Source organism: Oleiphilus sp. HI0079, from assembly GCF_001635105.1.
Window position 1 is genome coordinate 17574 of record NZ_LWFT01000850.1, and the last position, 18725, is coordinate 36298.

Below are 18725 nucleotides of genomic sequence, written 5' to 3' on the forward strand. Positions count from 1 at the left end.
CCGGGGGCGGTATGTCTACTTAACTCGGACAACCTGACCAAATAAAGCCTAAGATTTCTCTCGACGTTATGTCCGTAATTTGTCTTAGCACCGAACGAAACTTATTGTGCCGATTAGGTCCGCTTCTCTCACATTTCCGGTGAAGGTTTACGGCTGACGCAATGTCTGCTTTGGTGTGGCAGCTGACTCCATTCGGCATCGACTTTGTTAACAACAATATTGTTCACCAACAGTAAAGTCGAGGCATAAAACGGGCGAAAACGCGCAATTTACTTGAGTGTAAATGAGCATTTTGAGCCCGCTTTTAACGATGAATTTGCAATTGCAGCAGCTTTTTAGGCTTGGGAGGGTGGATGATGCTCATGCCAATGCCTGGCAATATCCACCCGCCGCGCCACCCAAACATCGCTATGCGACTGCACGTAGTCCAAGAAACGCGCCAATGCTGCTGCCCGCGCGGGGCGTCCAACTAAACGGCAATGCAGGCCGACGCTCAGCATTTTTGGTGCGCTTGCTCCTTCTGCGTAGAGCATATCGAAGGCATCTTTCAAATAGGTAAAGAATTGATCGCCTGAGTTAAAGCCTTGGTTTGTCGCAAAGCGCATATCATTTGTATCAAGCGTGTAAGGCACGATTAAATACGGCTGTTCGTAGTCATATACCCAATACGGCAAGTCATCTGCGTAGGAGTCTGCGTCATACAAAAAACCGCCTGCTTCGTAAACCAGATCACGTGTATTTGGGCTTGTTCGTCCGGTGTACCAGCCTAAAGGCCGCTCGCCTGTAATTTCTTCATGTTTCTTGATGGCTTCGCGGACCTGACGGCGCTCTTCGTCTTTATCTATAAATTGATAGTTGATCCACTTATAGCCGTGTGCTGCAATTTCCCAATCTGCGTCTTTCATTGCTTGAACAGCTTCTGGGTGCTTCTCTAGGGCGGTCGTTACCCCGTAAACGGTGACCGGCAAATTGCGCTCTGTAAACAGCCTGTGTAATCGCCAAAAACCCGCACGACTGCCGTACTCGTAAATCGATTCCATACTCATGTGCCTGACACCTTCAAGCGCTGGCGCACCGATCATCTCAGACAAAAAGGCTTCGGATGCGGCGTCGCCATGGAGAATGCAGTTTTCGCCGCCCTCTTCATAATTGATAACGAACTGCACAGCAACCCGTTCGCCGTTTGGCCAAACATCTTTCGGGGTGTGTTGGCCATAGCCAACTAGATCTCGGGGATATGTCATGTCAATCTCAACGAAAAGAATAAAACGATCAGAAAACCATAGTAAGCTGACCAAGCGGTCAACTAAATATTTATCTTAGCATGTAAACCAAAGGGCGTTGATCTCGCGTAGAGAGCTAAAACGCCAAGAGAATAGACGCAAATGCAAAAAACTGCCGCATTGTTCGCACATCCGCTTCGATCCCTTTCTTTAACGCTGTGTTTGAGCCTGTCGTTCAGCACTGACGCTTTGGCTGAGTGCGCTCAGTGGCTCGATCATAAAGTTGCAAAACTGCATAGCCAAGAGACGTTGAACCTCTGCGCGTTAACCGAGAACAAGACTGTGCTTTTTGTGAATACGGCGAGCAAGTGCGGTTTCACGCCGCAGTTTAAAGAACTGCAAGCACTCTATGAGCGATATCAGGATCAGAACTTTACGATCATTGGTTTTCCTTCTAACAGCTTTCGTCAAGCCGCAAGCGATGAAGGCGAGGCCGCAGAAGTCTGTTACGTCAATTTCGGTGTAAAGTTTCCAATGACGAGCACCACGAATGTTCGCGGTACAAATGCGCATCCGGTGTTTCAACACCTGGCCGCAGAAAGTGAAGCACCACAATGGAACTTTAATAAATACCTCGTGTCGTCTTCTGGTGAGGTAATTGAACATTTTGGAAGCTCTGTCTCCCCAACGTCTCGCCAACTAACCCAAGCCATCGAATCCGCTCTGTGAGGAAACCATGAGCCAAGCAAATAAGATTGCCAATCTACAGACCGCAACGCGAGCTAGCCAAGCCGTCATTCATATTACTAACCTCCGGCTGAGAACGTTCATCGGCTTTAATCCCGAGGAACAAGAAAAGCAGCAGGACATTATCATTAATGCGGAGATCCATTATCCGGCCAATAAGCTTTGCTTAAATGATGACGTTGAGAATGCATTGAACTATAAGAACATTGCCAAGGGCATTATTAAGCACGTTGAATCAGGACGGTTCTTGCTCTTGGAAAAATTAGTTAGCGATGTACTGGAAATATGCCATGAACATGAATGGGTTAGCTACGCAAAGGTCAAAATTGATAAGCCGCACGCATTGCGTTTTGCCGATTCTGTTTCACTTAGTTTAGAGTACCGCGGCTAACCGCCGTGCAAGGAGCCCATCATGGAAGCACTATCAAACACCACCATCACGCCAAAAATGAGTAAAGAAGCCCACCTGGTTCGTGATGCTTTAATTGCTGCGGGGCTAGAAACGCCGCTTTTACCAAGTACTCTAACCACAGACCAAAAATACGAGAGGCTCAAATCCTTGTTTACCGATGTGGTCAGTACTCTAGGCTTGGATCTCAGTGACGATAGCCTTAACGAAACACCGCACCGCATCGCCAAGATGTATGTTCGTGAGATTTTCTCTGGCTTGGACTATGGCAACTTTCCCAAGATCAGCGTGATCGACAACAAAATGTCTGTGGATGAAATGGTCACGGTAGCTGGCATTTCGGTTACCAGTACATGCGAGCACCATTTCGTCACGATCGACGGCACAGCGAAAGTGGCTTATATTCCAAAAGGCAAAGTGATTGGCTTATCAAAAATAAACCGCATTGTGCGTTTCTTTGCACAACGTCCACAGGTTCAAGAGCGATTGACTCAGCAGGTTCTGCTCGCCCTTCAAACCTTGCTTGGAACGCAAGACGTTGCGGTCTCGATAAATGCGACACATTATTGTGTTAAGTCGCGTGGCATTATGGATTCAGGATCAGCGACCTCAACAACGGCATTGGGTGGTTCGTTCAAGGAAAATCCGCAAACTCGCAATGAGTTTCTGAATCAGGGATAGAGCACACACGCACAATGACAAACAATAAAAGTATTTTTATCACGGGTATTTCCCGTCGACTCGGCCTTGCGCTCGCGCATCATTTCTTGGATACGGGGTGGGAAGTTATCGGTACCTATCGTTCAGAACGTAAGGAACTTGATGCTCTTTGGGACAAAGGCGCGACGCTTTATCAGTGTGATTTTCAGGACATGGATGAAGTGCAGGATCTAATCTCAACGGTGAGAACAAAGCACCTGCAGCTGCGCGCCCTCGTCCACAATGCCTCCGATTGGATGGCCGAGGGTAAGGGCTACCCCAACGCAGAAGTGTTTGACCGAATGATGAATGTGCACGCCAAGGCCCCTTATTTGATGAACATGGGCTTGAAAGACACGCTAGTGGGTAGCGAAGGCGAGCTAGCCGACATCATCCACATTACAGATTATGTCGCAGCACGAGGTAGTAAAAAGCACTTTGCCTACGCCGCAAGCAAGGCCGCTCTCGAAAACCTAACGCTTTCGTTTGCCGCCGCCTGCGCGCCAGAGGTGAAGGTGAATGCGGTTGCACCTGCCCTACTCAAGTTCAATGAAGACGATGACGAGGCCTACAAGAAAAAAGCCGTACAGAAAGCGGTTTTACCATGGGAGGGCTCGTTCGAAGCCGCGATCGAAGCCGTAGAATATTTGTTAGCCAGCCGATATATCACTGGCCGCACAATCCATTTGGACGGCGGCCGTCATCTCAAATAGCCGCAGCGACTAGGTCGAGCTGGGGTCTAACAAGTCTTTGAAAGGCTGAAAATCGCTCAGTAGCGCGAGAGCGGGGTCTTCCGACATCGCTTCGCGATAGCTTTCTTGCTTGGTTAGGGCTCTTTGTAGGTAGCGAACCGCTTCCTCTTTATGATCCATGGCAGCGTAAGCACACCCAAGTTGATAAAAAGCATGCCCATTCTCGGCGTCTAGCTTTAAGGCTTGGTGACACAGATTCGCGGCCCACTGCGGCTCACCTAACTCAAGTACGGCGTCTGCTTTGTACGTAAGCGCCTCACAATCGTCGGGCTTGAGCTTCAAAATCTCATCGTAAATCTCTATCTGGTTCGAGATATTCGGGTCTTGCCCTGCACGCAACCAAAGCGATTGAACACCTTGTGTTAGTTCTATTTCTTCTCTGTTTTCTTCGATCACCTGAGACTTCTGATGAAGTTGCTTCTCGATCATATCAAGCCGCGATTCATATTCATTAATGAGCTTGGAGATTTCTTCGTCCGCGAGGCTATGAACACGGTCTTTCACTTCACGTAACGAGTTCCAACCAACAATAAGCAAGATGGTACTGGCTCCTGCAATTAAGTAGAAAAAATACGTCACGGTGTCCGTTGCATACGCCACGGCTCTGTCCACGGAGTTGTGTTCCCGATCCAGTATCTGCTGCATAAGCTCGTGCTTGATATTTGCCATATCTGCGCGCTGCTGCTTCAACTCTTCCAGAACGTACAGCTCAACAAATGGCGAGTAGATCGCTTTATCCAGCGTTTTCGCATACTGCTTTGTATCTTCCGGCGCCTGTACCGCTTTGCCACGAAACGAATCGGCTGCAGAATGATCGCCGTTTGCGGCCTCCTCTGCATAGGCGATCACCGTGAGCATTAACACACTCACAGCGATAAAGCAGCGGATGAGCTTGCTGCTCAGCATGCTAGACATATAGCTCTCCCATGGTCGTGTATCTCAACCAATTCTGAGTGCAAGGCGCGCACAGCTTGCGCGTACTTATCGTGCGACACAACAAGCTGAATACCAACCTGACGCATCGACTGCTGCACAGCGAGTACTGAGATTTTATTGCTCGCCAGCACACTCACCGCCTTGCTCAACATACCAGGCTCTTTCATATCTGTTCCCAAAATGGACACGATCGAAACACGTTGCGTCGACACTTCAGCCTCAGGATAGCGATTCGCAATATCAGCGGCAAGGCGTTTTAGTTGCTGCTCTTCACCATCCAGATACAAGGTGACCGCGTTTGCGCTGTAGTCTTTAGTGAGCAGATCGATCTCGTATTTTTTTAATATGAAGGCCAAGTCTTCACTCGCCTGCACCAGCTCACCTGCGATATCCTGATCAAAAAATTCCAACGCATAAACATCGCTTCGACCCGCAATAATCTCCACTTGAGGTTGCTCGCTGACATATTCGCCATCAATTAAAGTACCGTAGTGTTCAGGCTCAAAGGTATTTCGGAGCCTTAACGGTATGTCTGCCTGACGCATTCCTTTTGCCGCTTTCGGATGGATTGCTTCCATGCCTAGTAGCGCAAGGTAATCGGCAACCTCATAATTTGTGCGACCGATTGGAACAGCATTCTGCTCACCAACAACACGCGGATCAGCCGAGCTTAAATGAAACTCTTTATGAATGATGGCCTCGCGCGCCCCGGTTAATACAGCAATCCGGCTAAATGTCATCTCGCTGTAACCGCGATCATAGATTTGCATCAAACCCGTTTTGCTTCGTGCATACCCGGTAACAATCGGCATCGTTGTTGAGAAGTCGACTCCGTCAAAAGCCTTGTTAATCAGTTCATCAAGATCGTAGTTCTCGTCACCATACCAGCCGGTTAGATCGACGAACGTGGCATGAATACCCTCATTACCAAGTAGCTTAGCGGTATTCCATGCGCTGTGCGCCTCACCAATGCAGGCGAGCATCTCACGCAAAGAGTCGAGCATATCCGGCATTGAAAAATGGCCGTGTCTGCAAAGGCTCTTCAGGTCTGCCATACACGACTCAGCCTGATCCAAACGCGCACCGATAAACGAGTTAGCTTCTTCAAGCTGGCTTTCGTTTGTAAACAGCTCGCTGTTTTTGGCATACATCGCCTCACGCACAACGGCCAACATCTCCCGCCATTGTCCGGAGCTACTGTCACTCGAATACAACTGAAAAAGACCGGGGCGTCCCGACTTCTTCGGCTCTAACAACAAGTCCGTAATCCCACCATATGCAGAGACGACGAAGACCCGGTTATAGAGTTCCTTCGCAGTTTCAGAGTCTAGTGGCCGCCCTTTGAGCGGGTATAACACAATATTATCTCTTACTGCTTCATAGGCACTCATTGACGTGCCGCCGATTTTTTCTACAGTATGCTGCTTCAGCATTTAACCTCCGTGCTTGACGCATCGCTCACATAAGCGGTCGTCGATCGCTTTTTCTAAACTTAAATTCTTGATGGGTTCTGAACAGTTCGCACACATACCGGCGCTTGTTGACTCAAGCCAAACAAGAGCGCGTACTAGCGATGTCAGCTCACGCTCGCTTTTCGCAATCACTAAGCCCTCTGCTTCAGACTCGTCTACGACAAACATGTTTGTCTTAGCATCAGCCTCACTCGTGCGCGCATTCTCGTTGATCAAAACCAGTAACAAGACGGCACGCTGAACGATCTGTTTTTTTAACAGCTCAAAACGGCTGGTATCCAGCGTTTCACTCATCGCCCTGTTTAGAATAGTTCTTGTCTTTTTCTCAACACTCATGGGCTTCACACCTTTTCGGGTTGAGTTTTCTGTTTCTCTGAAACCTCTAGGCACTGATCACGTAGCACGCAGAGACGCTCTATGAACAAGCTGATGCTCTTCATGTGACAAGCTGAGGCTCTTTATGTAACAAGCTGAGGCTCTTTATGTGACAAGCTGAGGCTCTACAAGTGCTTCGGCCTCAAGCTCATAAGAGCCATCTGCGTTGTGCACCTCGGTGCCTTTTAACGGCGGATTGAACACACAAGCCATATACATATCTTCATTGGCACGAAGGTAGTGCTTATCGTGCTTGTTTAAGATATACAGCGTGCCAGGGGCGATAGGGTGCACCTCACCGGTGGCAATGTCTTCAATCTCACCCGTTCCGAGCATGCAATACACGCTTTCAAGGTGATTTTGGTAATGCATGAAAAAATCAGCACCTTTATTGATCTTGGTAACATGAAACGAAAACCCCATGTTGTCGCTTGCTAACAACATTCGCGTGCTCTCCCAGTTACCATCTGGCGATACAATTCGACGCCCTTCCTGATCAGCACTTACTAAATCTCTAACTATCATTTTCTGCTCCTTTCGACTGCCATGGCGCACTCTCATACGTAAGGTCCACGGCAGTGTGTATTTTGTCTAAGCCTCGCTTAACGGGCTTAATTACCTATGTTGGAATTAGCTGGCGTGACGAATATCATCGAAGTAGCAATTTTCCTCAGGCATTTCGTCGTGGCTAGCACAAATGCGCTTCACGGCGGCTTCGATAATGTCCAAGCCTTTAATGAGATTTTCTTCTGTAATCACGAGCGGGCAGAGCGTTTTGATCACTTGCCCATCAGCACCACTGGTTTCGATGATCAAGCCTTGCTTGAAGCACTCTTGGGTAATTTTGTTCGCTAGCTCGCCATCAATACAGTTCAAACCCTGCATCATGCCTCGACCGCTCACGTAAAAATTTCCTTCTCCGTATTGACGAGCAATCGCATTCAGGCGTTGAGAGATAATCTGACCCTTGGTTTGCACCTCAAGTTCAAACTTGCGGTCAGACCAATAATGCTCGAGCGCAGCTTTTGCCGTCACGAATGCCAGATTGTTGCCGCGGAAAGTACCGTTATGTTCACCGGGCTTCCATTGGTCTAACTCCGGCTTAAGTAAGACAATGGCAAACGGCAAGCCGTAGCCACTCAAAGACTTCGACAGGGTAACGATATCCGGCTTGATGCCAGCTTCTTCAAAACTAAAGAAACGTCCAGTACGCCCACAACCCGCTTGAATGTCGTCCACAATTAACAACACATCATGCGCGCGGCACACCTTCTCAAGATTACGCAACCATTCTGCACTGGCGGCATTAATGCCGCCCTCGCCTTGAACAGTTTCAACCAAAACGGCTGCAGGCTTGTCGATACCACTGGAACTATCACTTAACACCTTGTCGAGGTAATAGGTGGTATCAAGCTCGTCCCCTAGATAGCCATCAAAAGGCATTCTTGTAACACCGGGAAGGCTCGTACCTGCCGCACCGCGGTGATGTTGATTCCCCGTCGCCGCAAGCGCACCAAGGCTTACGCCATGAAAGCCATTGGTAAAGGAAATAATATTCTCTCGACCGGTTACATTGCGCGCCAACTTCATCGCGGCTTCTACGGCATTGGTGCCTGTAGGACCTGTAAACTGAACAACGTACTCAAGATCACGCGGCTTAAGAATGTATTGGTCCAGCGCCTCAAGAAACTCACCCTTGGCCTTGGTATGCATATCGAGACCATGGGTAATGCCATCGTCCATCAAATACTCAACGAGTGCCTGCTTGAACTTAGGATTGTTATGGCCGTAATTCAGAGTTCCAGCTCCACCCAGAAAATCCAGGTATTGATTACCGTCCTTGTCGTACAAGTGCTCAAGCTTCGCCTTATGAAAAACCTTTGGGAATGAGCGTGCATAACTTGCGACTTCTGATTCTATTTCTTGAAAAATATTCATGTGAGTTTCCTTTATCGTTTAAAAGTTGAAATAAGATTTAGGTATAAAGATCGACCGAACAGACTCAGACGCTTGCTGGTTCCTGTGCATCCGCAACGGACGACAATGAAGAAGCGCCAACAGTCCCAGCAACAGGGCCAATTCGAAGAAGATTCTCTGTCTCGTGATGCCCGGCAAAATGGGTGACAGATAAAAAGTGAGGAGCGTGCTCGAGCTCAGCACTGCGGTTTTCGGCAAAGCGCCGAAACAGCGCCCAGGAAGCGGCGTTGTCATCGGTAATCGTTGTTTCGATAAAACGAACACCCTGCGTTTGAACACGCGCCGTTAGATGCTCAAGCATATTCAGAGCCAGACCCAAACCGCGTGCTGCCGGTGAGACGGCTACCTGCCAGACAAAGAGCACTTCAGGATCTTTAGGGGAGACAAATCCGGTAATGAAGCCAAGCAGCTTTCCATCACCCTCTGCAACAACAGCGGTCTCGGCAAAGTAGGAGGCCTGGAGCAGATTACAATAAACAGAGTTTTCATCGAGAGGCGAGCATAGTTGAACTAGCTCATGGATCGCCGAACCGTCTTCTGCGGTCGGTTTACGTAACGTTAAATTCATACACCTTTTTGCTTTGAGTTAAATTATTTACAACACTAAAGAATAATGATCAAAAATTCAACCAAAACGTCAAAAAAAGTGCTCAATTCAGCAAGTTAACACCAAAAATATACTTAGAGAACAGAAAATCAAAGGCTCGTCGGGCGCACTTATCATTTTATTACTCTGTATTTTACTTAGATGTCGATACTTTAGAGCGCTTAACAAAGTACGCCCTTAGCCCTATACTCTTTCCACCCAGATTTTACAGCGTCAATCCCCGTAGCTCGGGCTTTGAGCTAACAACGAATGGACTGAGAGAACATCATGAACAAAGTAGAAGAAGTGCTCGTCGCTTTACGAAGAGTCATCAGAGCGACGGATTTACACTCGAAACAATTATCTAAAACCACCGGACTGACAGCACCTCAAATCCTACTGCTTAATGCCATTCGCAATAATGATGAAGTCACCATCGGCAAAATCGCGAACGACATCAGCCTGTCTCAAGCAACGGTAACAACCATTCTTGATCGGCTAGAAAAGCGTGGACTGGTTTATCGAGAACGCTCCACTCAGGACAAACGAAAAGTGCATGTTCACCTGACAGAGGATGGCGAGAATGCGACGCTCAATGCCCCGCCCCCACTGCAAGAACACTTCGCGAGACAGTTCAATGACTTACATGAGTGGGAACAAAGCATGTTGATATCAAGCCTTCAGCGCATCGCGCAAATGATGGACGCTCAACACATTGATGCCTCACCAGTTCTCGATGTCGGTACGATTGATCGACAGGACGCATCCAAAGAATTAGATAGCCTTTTCCCTGAAGGCTAGGCCTACCGACAAAGAACTAGACCTTCCGTTTTTCTGTACTAAAGTCATGGCTCACGCATTCATAATTGATAAGCAATTAAGAGGGACAGCCATGACTACACATTTCTTTCGCACGACCTGCGCAACCTTGATGCTGGCATTTGCCGCCGTTGTACATGCTGAGAAAGCGCCTGACGCCGTTAATGATATTGTTCCAGAGCTCAAATCTTGGGGTACGAACGCAACCTTGATTGCGGCAGTCACAGAGCAAAACAATCAAGGGATGACCCTCGATGACATCAAAGCACGCGATGCAGAGTGGCGAAACGTAGATGGCAGCGGGCATGACATCAATCATGGAAAGCCCTGCTGCTCAGGAGCTGGCCAAATTGGAAAAAACACAGCCTTACTTTTTCGAAGTATTTTTGATGGATAATCAGGGTGCCAATGTCGCGATGACGAATAAAACATCTGATTACTGGCAAGGCGATGAGGCGAAGTGGCAAGAGTCGTTCAAGGATGGAGCCGGCGCTGTGCATATCGGTGACGTCGAGTTTGATGAAAGCGCTCAAGCTTACTTAGTTCAAGTATCTGTCCCGGTAATGGATGGTGGCACCGCAATCGGCGCGATTACCATCGGCATCAATCTAGACGATTTAGAAGCCCAATAAGCGACGGCATCACTCTTTTAAATTGAGGTAAGGTCATATGACATTGCGCATCAAACTGTTCATTGCAATGGGCATACTCTCGGTTCTCATTGCATCGATATCAATATTATCCGTTGTTAGCTTTACGCAGATCCAATCGCGCGTCGGTCATATGGTCGCAGACATGAGCGCTTTGGAGATACTTAAAGATATCGACGGGAACATGTATCGCGCGGTGGTTGCAGAGCGCAGTGTCATATTTCTAAAACCCGGCTCCGCAGACTTTGAAAACTATGTATCGGTACATAGAGAGTCGTTAGAGAACATCGCAAGACTCAAGGACGAATTCAGCAAGATTGATGCAAACACAGCACTCAAAGAGCAATTTGGTGACTATATAAATCAGTACTCGAAGTGGAAACCGATCAGCGAGCAAGTGATTCAAGAACGTGTCGCCGACACTCGGGCAGGAAGGCGAACCGCAATGGATCTGAGTTTTGGCTCTGGCGCAGAAAGCTTCGAGAAGCTCAACGGCTTGATGAATACCATCATCTCTAACACCAACGCCGCGTTCAACGAAGAAACGTCTGCGACCTATAGCACCATGAAGAACTCAAAGGCGGCCACCATTGCAGTGTTTGTGATTGCACTGATGATCTGCGGTGGCATTGCCTGGCTAATGCCACGACTCGTCATTCGCCCTCTTCGAGAGATGAATAACGTATTGAACGAACTCGCTACCGCAGGCGGCGATCTAAGAACCGAGGTTCGCATTAGAACCAATGACGAGCTCGGCCAACTCGGCAAAACCGTTAACAAGTTTATTGCTGCTTTACGTGGATTAATTAGCGATATCATCGTCAAAACAGATCAAGTTAGCGAGCAAGCGTCACTGCTCGATACCAGCGCAAAAAGCAATCAAGCTGTCGCTCGGAACACTTTGAACGAAACGGATTCGATGGCGACCGCGATCACCGAAATGTCCGCCTCTATTTCTGAGGTGGCACATAGCGCAAGCAACACGTCTGAAAGTGCGAAACAAGCCGGATCAGACAGTGCTGTCGGAACTCAAGTGGTGCTTGATACCCAGTCCATCATCAATCAACTCGCCGCGGATGTTGGCGGTGCAGCTGAAAAAATTGAACAGCTTAAAAGTGATACCGACAAAATTCACGAAGTGGTTAGCGTTATTCAAGGAATTGCGGAGCAAACAAATCTACTTGCACTGAACGCCGCCATTGAAGCAGCAAGAGCGGGAGAGCAAGGCCGTGGCTTCGCCGTTGTTGCCGACGAAGTAAGAGCCCTTGCCTCGCGAACACAAACCTCGACCGAGGAAATTCAACAAATGGTCGACATGCTTCAGCGCAGTGCTGATTCTGCACATGCGACCATGAGCAGTGGCAAAGAGGTTGCCGAGAAGTCTGTTGAAAAGGCGAGCCAAGCAAAAGAGGCCTTTGAGCAGATTTCAGGTGCCATCGGCCTTGTCTCGCAAATGAGCATTCAAATTGCATCCGCTGCGGAAGAACAAAGTTCAGTCTCAAATGAAATAAGCGAAAATGCCAATCGCCTATCTGCATATGGCCAAGAAGCTCACGGCATTTCAGACGAAGTTGAGAGTCTATCGATGGATACCCTACAAGCCGCTGAAGATCTGAAAGCCAAACTCTCTATTTTTAAAGTGTAAAACTCGACCGGCACGAAAATGGGGCGATATTCTCTATCGCCCTAGCACCGCTCTTCGTAGCAGACATATGCGCTAAGAAACCATCCCTCCGCCTCCAAGCACTATTTTATGAAAACCCTTTGACGAGTGATCCATTAAAAAATGTGCGCCGTAAGCTTTAATAAGATTTCAGTCTTTTAGATGTTTTTCAGTTCTTGTCCCTTAGCCGCACTGCTCGTCATGCGGCTCTTTTTTTGCCTTTTTTCCGCACAGTCGAAGGTTTAAGCTGGGGTCGCTTCTCTCTTTTTATGCCCTTCTCTTAGATGATTCAAACGAACGCCAGAGAAGCCCTTACCCTCTAGTGAATAAGCTTTGGCAAATCCTTTCACGTATCGCCCTTCGCTTGGCTGGAGGCGAAACAGCTTAAAATCAGCAAGGCTGCTAAGATCATGAATCCGCTTTCCAAAACGCGCAGCCATACAATCAATACCAAGCGCCCAACCTTCACTTCCAAACTCCAGAAGCTCAGCATCGACGGTATAATTTAATCGCTCAAGCGCAAAGAGCTCTTTAGACTCCCCCTCATCAGCGATCACCAATACCGACGCAACCGGGTTACAGACGAGATTGACCGCATGACGCGCGATATCACTCAGCAGAACATAGAAGCAATCATCACCGGCACCAAATGGGGCATAAGAGGCAAATGGAAAGCCTTCTTTTGTCACAGTAGATAATTGCAAGGTCTTACGATTCTCAAGAAAGGACTGAATATCATGTTGAATACGTACTATTTTTTCATCGCGCATTGCTTTGCTCCATTTGCTCTGTTTCAAACACCATTGCTTGCTCTTGCATCTCTTTGAAGTCTTCGACCTGCTTTGGGATTAGCACCCCGTTCTCGTCTCGTCCCAGAAAGATTTTGAAAATACACTCGTGGCCTTTATCCCTAAACACGAAGGCATAACTCTGTTTACCGCGATGCGGTTTATCCTGAAAAGTAATGCTTTGAACAAGCTTCAAATTCAAATGCCCCTGAAAACCCCCAGAACCTGAATGACCAAAATTGTAAAAACCTTCTGCCACAGAACCTTCTGGAAAGGCCCCTTTAAACTCAAAAACACTGCCACCGGAGAAAACAATCGTCGTCAGAGGCCCCCAACGACTCAAGATCTCAAGCAGCCCCTGCGCTTGATCACCATGAATAGCTTTATATGCTTGCATACCCTCACCTCTTAGAATGTATACGTTGCGGCCAAGATAACCTCACGACCAACAGCATCAAGCTGCGACCAAGTTTTTCGATAATAGCGGTCTGTTAGGTTATTTAGACTCATATCAAGCGTGATGTTGCCCAGCGCCTTCGGTGCCCATGAGCCATAAACATCTAATGTGGTGTAATCGTCATACACTAGCTGAGTCGTGTTGGCCGAATAGCGGGTTTTGTCTTGGTCTTGGGTATGAATAACGCGCATACCGAGTTGCGCCGAACTTGAGAATTGATTGGAGAGCTGAGCCGTGATGCTGTCTGCAGGGATGTTCGTGAGATCCTCCCCTGTTTTCTGGTCTTTTCCGCGAACCTGCCCATACGCAATCCGACCTTCAACGCCGGCCAAAAGATAGCTTGCTTCTAGCTCGAAACCATTTAGCTGAGCTTTATCTACATTGGTGTTGTAAGTGGTCCCCGCGTTTGGCGGCCCCATGCCAAATGAAGGTGGCTCGACGATCTGCGAAATAAAGTTATCGACGTCATTTCGAAAAACAGACGCGCTCACTCCCACGCGATCAGCACCAAGCCATTGCGTGTCACTCCACTTCACCAGCAGCTCTTTGTTCTCTGCCGTTTCCGGATCAAGATCTGGCGTTGCGACGAAGGTGTTACAAAAGCCCGGCCCCATACAAAAGTGCGCGCCGGTGGTGTATAGCTCCTCAGCTGAAGGAGCGCGAAATGCTTGGTCATATCGAAGCGCTACAGTGAGCTGTTCACTTTGTCGCCATACCAGAGCCGCAGAGCCCGAGAAATCATCGTCGGAGTTGCTCTGATTCAGGTTCTTCGCCTCAGATGAGAAATCATCATAGCGCGCACCCAACTCCAAGCTGATTCCATCCCCTCGCGCACTGGCGCTAGATCCATAAAGGGGTGCGACGATCTGTGCATATAAACCCGAAGTAGTCGTAACCGCACCAGGAACGATTGGGCGCGTTCCAGCGACACCAGAGCGCTCACCATCAAAGTGCGTTTCTTTCGTTTCGGCACCGGTTAATAAAGTAAACCCATTGAAGCCCGTTACATTATCAAGCGATAGACCAACGCTATCTTGCTCTGTTTTATCTGCTCTGTTGTCGCTAATACGCGATTCGTCAATGGCAATGCTGTCCCAATAGGCTTTCGCGTTGAACGTATTACTACCGTCTTTGTTGACCCAGTCATAATCAATGTTTGCAGCTTGGTTTACTTGGTCCCTCTGAAGATTAAATACACTTGTACCGTTGATGGCGGCCGAGCCATTGGAGGGAACCTGACCTGCAAGCTGCTCATTTCGATAGCTCAAGCCAAGACTTTGGCTATCAGCAACAAACCAGTTTTGCTTCACCAAAACACCCTTTGATCGCTCTGCAGAACTCTCAAGCGTGTCGCCATTGCCAAGCGTCATATCGTCGCCATCTTTGTAGTAGCCTGATAGCAGCCAGTCCAGATCTCCAGAGCGTAGCCCCAAACCCGCAACAACATCCTGTTGCTGGTTATTTGCGTTGTTCGCAAGTTTTACAAACCCGCCCTGCTTGCGATCTCCAGCAAGCAGATCTTCAGGGTCAATCGTTTCTTGTGCGACGACGCCGCCAATTGCGCCGGAGCCATAAATACTCGACGCAGGGCCTTTTACCACCTCAACACGCTTGATCAATGCCGGATCGAGAAAATAGCTCGCCCGATGACCAGATTGAAATGCTTGGGGCGCGCCATCGATTGTTTGCAGCACTTTGTTGCCGCCAAGTCCTCGGATATTGACAGACTTTACCGAACTCCTTGGCCCGCCCGACTGAGTAATATTCGATTGTGAGTCCAAGGCATCTGCAACACTTTGCACATTCTTGTTTTGTGGCTCGCTCATCTGAATAACAGACATCGGGCGCGCTGTGTTCTGTTCGGAATCCTCGATTTTAGTGGCCGTTACGTTGACCTCGCCTAGCGAGAATAGCTCGGGAGATTGTGCCTCTGTCGCTAACAGCTCAGCCGAGAAGCTTAGTGCCAACGGTAGAACGACGTGACTTCTTTTACTCATCTTTCAGTGCCTTGTCCTGGTGTGTTGTTGAATTTTCAGGAGGCACAGTATCAGAGCTAATTTTTATTGTAAATACGAATTGTTATCATTTAGATTATTATTGACGTTTAATGACCAAGCCTCTATGCTCTGCTCACTTTCATTGGTGGTGCACCAAAAAAGAGAATGCGCCAACCATTATTCTGCACAAGCAAGGCGACTGAAGGACGCACTAAACATGCATGCAAACACGAACCTACTGGTCAACACGCTTCGGGGCGCTTTCATATTGGGCGCGCTCGCTCTTATCTTGAGCCCTCTCCCAGCAGAGTTTGCTTTGGCGGCCCACGCGAAACCGACACCCCATTCCAAAGCTGAACCAATGCAACACCAGCAATTACGCCTTGCTCGCTTTAAGCTGACAGAAAACCAACACCTTGCCTCCCATCAGGCTCAAGCTCGCGCACCGGGTAAGGTCACAGATCACACGGCAAATCACACAGACCACAACCAGACCGCCAAAAAGGACACGGCCAATAGCAGCGTATCCGACTCGCGCTCAGAGCCTTTAAAATCAGCGCATTCAAAATCAAAACCTTTAAGCTCAAAGCCAAGAGCATCAAAGCAGCCAACACCTGCTCAAGCACACGAGGCAAAAGTACACCAAACACCAGAGGGTGAGACCTTCACCAACAACCCGCTCGCCTCACAAACACGAAGCGGGCGCAACGTGGAGACCACGCACTTGGCTTCTAAAGAGGCTTCCAAAGAGGTTTTCAAAGAGGTTTCTAAAGAGGCTTCTAAGGCAGTTACTCAGCTAGATACTCAAGTGGACAGTCAGACGACATCTGCGAGCAGTGAACAAAACGCGTTAGGACGACCCCATGCAGAGCCGCAGCCGCTGGTCAGAAAACCGCTCTTCGCTACGCCACCAACACCTCCGACCTACCCGTCCATGGCTCGCCGCCGAGGTGTGGAAGGAACCGTGGTCATTGAGGTGTCTTTGGATGCGCTCGGATCTCAGACACATCTAAAAATACAAAAAAGCTCTGGAAACCCACTTTTAGACAATTCTGCGGTGAATGCCGTCAGAGAATGGCGCTTTCTGCCGCATCAAGTGAAAGGTCTAGCGATCGCTTCTCGCGTGCACATTCCCGTTAGATTCGAATTGAATTAAAAAGGAAAAACAGAGCCCCCATGAATATCTATATCTACCTAGAAAGCCAACTGGACATACTCACGTTACCCTTGCTCATCATGGCCTTAGCCAGCATGCTCATCATACTTGAGTCCACAGTCCGTCTGACTCACATCTCCCTGACCAACACGCTGGTAAAAGATGCGCACAGGCAAATGACAAAGCATGCCGCGCAGCCAGTAGAAGTTCGAGATACGGTGGTAGAACGTTTTCTTCAACAGCAGCTAAACAGGCTATCGACGGGCCCCTATCTCTTGCAGATGCTTGCTGCACTCGCACCTGTCACGGGCCTGCTCGGTACGATCATCGGATTAATTTCCTCGTTTGATGCTGTCGCAAACTCAACAACCGGCGTGAATCCGGCATTGGTTGCAGACGGACTTGGTATTGCGATGAAAACCAGCGCAGCCGGCCTGCTAATTGCGTTGCCTTGTTTGTTATTTTCCAACTTATTTCTGCTGTGGGCGGAGAAAATCACCAACCGAGCCGTAAACGCGATCAATGCACTGTCACTTCAACAATCAAGCGCAAAAAGCACTCTCAATGACGACAGCATGTGTGAAACATCAAATAGTCCGATCAAGACACCCGGCTATGCAAACGCGCTCAGTGAAGCAAAATGATCACACTCAAAACAAAGCCACGAAACACGGCACTATTAGATCTGACCCCGTTAATCGACATTGTGTTCATTGTGATTGTTTTTCTGCTGCTCTGCATGAATAGCCCAATAATCGAGCTGCCCATTTCCTTACACAAGGAGCAAGAGCAGGCTCCGATTCGCGCAGAGCCTGCGAAGGCCGTCGTCGTTCAGATTTATCCCACGGCGCCCTTCTATGCGATCGCCGACCAACGCTTCGCAGATTTTCAAGCGCTTAAAAAAGACTTAAAAGAACGCATTAAACACTCGGGAAACAGCATTCCCGTGCACATTGCGAGCGACGCCAAAACGCCCGTTGCACCGCTACTTACGCTGCTCAATTTCCTAAATACACACTCAATGTCTAATACACATATACTTATGGAGAAACAGTAATGCGATTCATACCTGACGCGAAGCGCTCTGGCATCAACATCGTGCTCGGAGCAGGCTTGGCTCTCGCTCTTTTTATCATGCATTCCCTAGCATACGCGCAAACGAATGCGCCACGTATCATTAGTGCTGATCTCGGCACCACACAGATACTACGCGCACTTGGCTTAGCAGAGCACGTTGTTGCCATTGACCTAACCTCTTCCAGAGAGGAGGCGTTTCATCATCTACCGAATATCGGTTACCACAGACAATTGTCACCCGAAGGTTTGTTGAGCCTAAATGCGGATGTCTTGATCGGCTCTTCACTCATGGGGCCAGAACGCACGCTTGATGTGCTTCGAGAGACACACGTTAAAGTTATCCAGCAAGAGACGCCAGAAAATCTAAGCATGCTAACCAACAATATCTTCCAGATTGCCAAGGCATTTCATCTTAAAGATGAGGGGCTAAGCGTCGCAGAAAAACTGGTAGAAAAAGACACTCGCCTAAGCGCGATGACGGTAAAGCACTCAACCGCTGTATTCCTATTAGATATGGGTGGCGCAAATGGCAGTATGGCCGGCATGGGTACCAGCGGCGATGCTTTCATCAAGCTGCTTGGCATGACCAATCTAGCGCAATTTAACGCTTACCGAGAAACGTCGGCAGAAACCTTACTCGCCATGCAACCTGATCTAATTATCACAGCGAGCCGCAACATATCGAGCGATCAGCGCGATCAGCGCAATCAGCGCAATCAGAGCCATCAGCGCAATCAGAGCCATCAGCGCAATCAGAGCCTTCAGCACGATCAGAGCCTTCAGCGCAAGGTTGGCTCGGTGTATGGCATTCCGGCAATCAACATCGATGCAAGCAGCCTCGTCGCAGGAATAAGTGTAGCCGCCATAGACGAAGCCCTTCGGGTTAAAGCCCTCCTGTCTAACGTGATAGCAGAAGCCCATTAGAGCCATGCGGATTCCTTT

22 protein-coding genes are annotated in these 18725 nt (G+C 48.6%); 12 read left to right on the plus strand and 10 right to left on the minus strand.

Annotation, left to right across the window (positions count from 1 at the left end):
* Nucleotides 1-335 precede the first annotated feature (335 nt).
* Nucleotides 336-1244 carry an allantoinase PuuE gene (gene puuE / locus A3750_RS15885; protein WP_068457735.1) on the minus strand — a complete coding sequence of 303 codons (909 nt, stop codon included), beginning with the start codon at nucleotides 1242-1244 and terminating at the stop codon, nucleotides 336-338.
* A 141-nt stretch (nucleotides 1245-1385) separates the two neighbouring features.
* Between puuE and A3750_RS15890 the strand changes: the two genes are divergently transcribed.
* Genes A3750_RS15890 through folM form a run of 4 tightly spaced genes read left to right on the plus strand, consistent with a single transcriptional unit; the run spans nucleotide 1386 to nucleotide 3791 of the window.
* On the plus strand, nucleotides 1386-1952 hold the full coding sequence (locus A3750_RS15890) for a glutathione peroxidase (RefSeq protein ID WP_068520580.1): 567 nt from the start codon (nucleotides 1386-1388) through the stop codon (nucleotides 1950-1952).
* Between the two features lie 7 nt (nucleotides 1953-1959).
* The gene (folX, locus tag A3750_RS15895; RefSeq protein WP_068457705.1) at nucleotides 1960-2361 is read left to right on the plus strand and encodes a dihydroneopterin triphosphate 2'-epimerase; all 402 of its coding nucleotides are present in this window, start codon (nucleotides 1960-1962) and stop codon (nucleotides 2359-2361) included.
* A gap of 21 nt (nucleotides 2362-2382) precedes the next feature.
* Nucleotides 2383-3060: a GTP cyclohydrolase I FolE gene (gene folE / locus A3750_RS15900; protein ID WP_082873320.1), complete on the plus strand. Its 678-nt coding sequence runs from the start codon at nucleotides 2383-2385 to the stop codon at nucleotides 3058-3060.
* Nucleotides 3061-3074: 14 nt separating this feature from the next.
* Complete coding sequence (gene folM / locus A3750_RS15905; protein ID WP_068457704.1) at nucleotides 3075-3791, plus strand: dihydromonapterin reductase; 717 nt, start codon at nucleotides 3075-3077, stop codon at nucleotides 3789-3791.
* Nucleotides 3792-3800: 9 nt separating this feature from the next.
* Here folM and A3750_RS15910 read toward each other — a convergent pair whose 3' ends face one another.
* The 6 genes from A3750_RS15910 to ectA all read right to left on the minus strand — a co-directional run bounded on the left by A3750_RS15910 (nucleotide 3801) and on the right by ectA (nucleotide 9158).
* Entirely contained in the window at nucleotides 3801-4745 is a 945-nt protein-coding gene (locus A3750_RS15910) for a hypothetical protein (RefSeq protein ID WP_197466329.1), read from the minus strand.
* Nucleotides 4730-6199 carry an aspartate kinase gene (locus tag A3750_RS15915; RefSeq protein ID WP_068456686.1) on the minus strand — a complete coding sequence of 490 codons (1470 nt, stop codon included), beginning with the start codon at nucleotides 6197-6199 and terminating at the stop codon, nucleotides 4730-4732. Before A3750_RS15915 ends, A3750_RS15910 begins: the two co-directional genes overlap by 16 nt.
* Nucleotides 6200-6574, minus strand: a complete 375-nt coding sequence (locus tag A3750_RS15920) for a hypothetical protein (protein WP_068490246.1) — start codon at nucleotides 6572-6574, stop codon at nucleotides 6200-6202. It abuts the gene before it with no gap.
* A 144-nt stretch (nucleotides 6575-6718) separates the two neighbouring features.
* Nucleotides 6719-7138, minus strand: a complete 420-nt coding sequence (locus A3750_RS15925; RefSeq protein ID WP_068456679.1) for an ectoine synthase — start codon at nucleotides 7136-7138, stop codon at nucleotides 6719-6721.
* Nucleotides 7139-7243: 105 nt separating this feature from the next.
* Nucleotides 7244-8551, minus strand: coding sequence for a diaminobutyrate--2-oxoglutarate transaminase (gene ectB, locus A3750_RS15930; RefSeq protein ID WP_068456676.1), 1308 nt, complete (start codon nucleotides 8549-8551; stop codon nucleotides 7244-7246).
* 64 nt (nucleotides 8552-8615) lie between these two features.
* A complete protein-coding gene (gene ectA / locus A3750_RS15935) occupies nucleotides 8616-9158 on the minus strand; it encodes a diaminobutyrate acetyltransferase (protein WP_068456673.1) in 543 nt (180 codons plus the stop codon).
* A gap of 306 nt (nucleotides 9159-9464) precedes the next feature.
* Here ectA and A3750_RS15940 point away from each other — a divergent pair, with 306 nt between their 5' ends.
* The 4 genes from A3750_RS15940 (at nucleotide 9465) to A3750_RS15950 (ending at nucleotide 12290) form a co-directional block, all read left to right on the plus strand.
* The gene (locus A3750_RS15940; RefSeq protein ID WP_068456670.1) at nucleotides 9465-9977 is read left to right on the plus strand and encodes a MarR family winged helix-turn-helix transcriptional regulator; all 513 of its coding nucleotides are present in this window, start codon (nucleotides 9465-9467) and stop codon (nucleotides 9975-9977) included.
* A gap of 91 nt (nucleotides 9978-10068) precedes the next feature.
* Nucleotides 10069-10392, plus strand: a complete 324-nt coding sequence (locus A3750_RS26220; RefSeq protein WP_068544199.1) for a hypothetical protein — start codon at nucleotides 10069-10071, stop codon at nucleotides 10390-10392.
* On the plus strand, nucleotides 10385-10627 hold the full coding sequence (locus A3750_RS26225) for a hypothetical protein (RefSeq protein WP_197466328.1): 243 nt from the start codon (nucleotides 10385-10387) through the stop codon (nucleotides 10625-10627). The genes A3750_RS26220 and A3750_RS26225 overlap by 8 nt, the downstream gene beginning before the upstream one ends.
* A 37-nt stretch (nucleotides 10628-10664) precedes the next feature.
* Complete coding sequence (locus A3750_RS15950) at nucleotides 10665-12290, plus strand: methyl-accepting chemotaxis protein (protein ID WP_068466326.1); 1626 nt, start codon at nucleotides 10665-10667, stop codon at nucleotides 12288-12290.
* Nucleotides 12291-12550: 260 nt separating this feature from the next.
* On the opposite strand, the gene A3750_RS15955 is transcribed toward A3750_RS15950, so the two are convergent.
* The 3 genes from A3750_RS15955 to A3750_RS15965 are packed head-to-tail and all read right to left on the minus strand — an operon-like array spanning nucleotide 12551 to nucleotide 15550.
* A complete protein-coding gene (locus A3750_RS15955; protein WP_068466323.1) occupies nucleotides 12551-13078 on the minus strand; it encodes a pyridoxamine 5'-phosphate oxidase family protein in 528 nt (175 codons plus the stop codon).
* Nucleotides 13068-13493 carry a heme utilization cystosolic carrier protein HutX gene (gene hutX / locus A3750_RS15960; protein WP_068466321.1) on the minus strand — a complete coding sequence of 142 codons (426 nt, stop codon included), beginning with the start codon at nucleotides 13491-13493 and terminating at the stop codon, nucleotides 13068-13070. Before hutX ends, A3750_RS15955 begins: the two co-directional genes overlap by 11 nt.
* Nucleotides 13494-13504: 11 nt before the next feature.
* Nucleotides 13505-15550, minus strand: a complete 2046-nt coding sequence (locus tag A3750_RS15965; RefSeq protein ID WP_068466320.1) for a TonB-dependent hemoglobin/transferrin/lactoferrin family receptor — start codon at nucleotides 15548-15550, stop codon at nucleotides 13505-13507.
* A gap of 217 nt (nucleotides 15551-15767) precedes the next feature.
* Here A3750_RS15965 and A3750_RS15970 point away from each other — a divergent pair, with 217 nt between their 5' ends.
* Genes A3750_RS15970 through A3750_RS15985 form a run of 4 tightly spaced genes read left to right on the plus strand, consistent with a single transcriptional unit; the run spans nucleotide 15768 to nucleotide 18707 of the window.
* Nucleotides 15768-16706, plus strand: coding sequence for an energy transducer TonB (locus tag A3750_RS15970; protein ID WP_068451729.1), 939 nt, complete (start codon nucleotides 15768-15770; stop codon nucleotides 16704-16706).
* A 20-nt stretch (nucleotides 16707-16726) separates the two neighbouring features.
* The gene (locus tag A3750_RS15975) at nucleotides 16727-17350 is read left to right on the plus strand and encodes a MotA/TolQ/ExbB proton channel family protein (RefSeq protein ID WP_068451733.1); all 624 of its coding nucleotides are present in this window, start codon (nucleotides 16727-16729) and stop codon (nucleotides 17348-17350) included.
* Nucleotides 17347-17763: a biopolymer transporter ExbD gene (locus A3750_RS15980; RefSeq protein ID WP_068451737.1), complete on the plus strand. Its 417-nt coding sequence runs from the start codon at nucleotides 17347-17349 to the stop codon at nucleotides 17761-17763. Before A3750_RS15975 ends, A3750_RS15980 begins: the two co-directional genes overlap by 4 nt.
* Nucleotides 17763-18707 (plus strand): hemin ABC transporter substrate-binding protein, encoded by a 945-nt coding sequence (locus A3750_RS15985; protein WP_068451740.1) that lies wholly within the window; start codon nucleotides 17763-17765, stop codon nucleotides 18705-18707. The genes A3750_RS15980 and A3750_RS15985 overlap by 1 nt, the downstream gene beginning before the upstream one ends.
* Nucleotides 18708-18725: the final 18 nt, after the last annotated feature.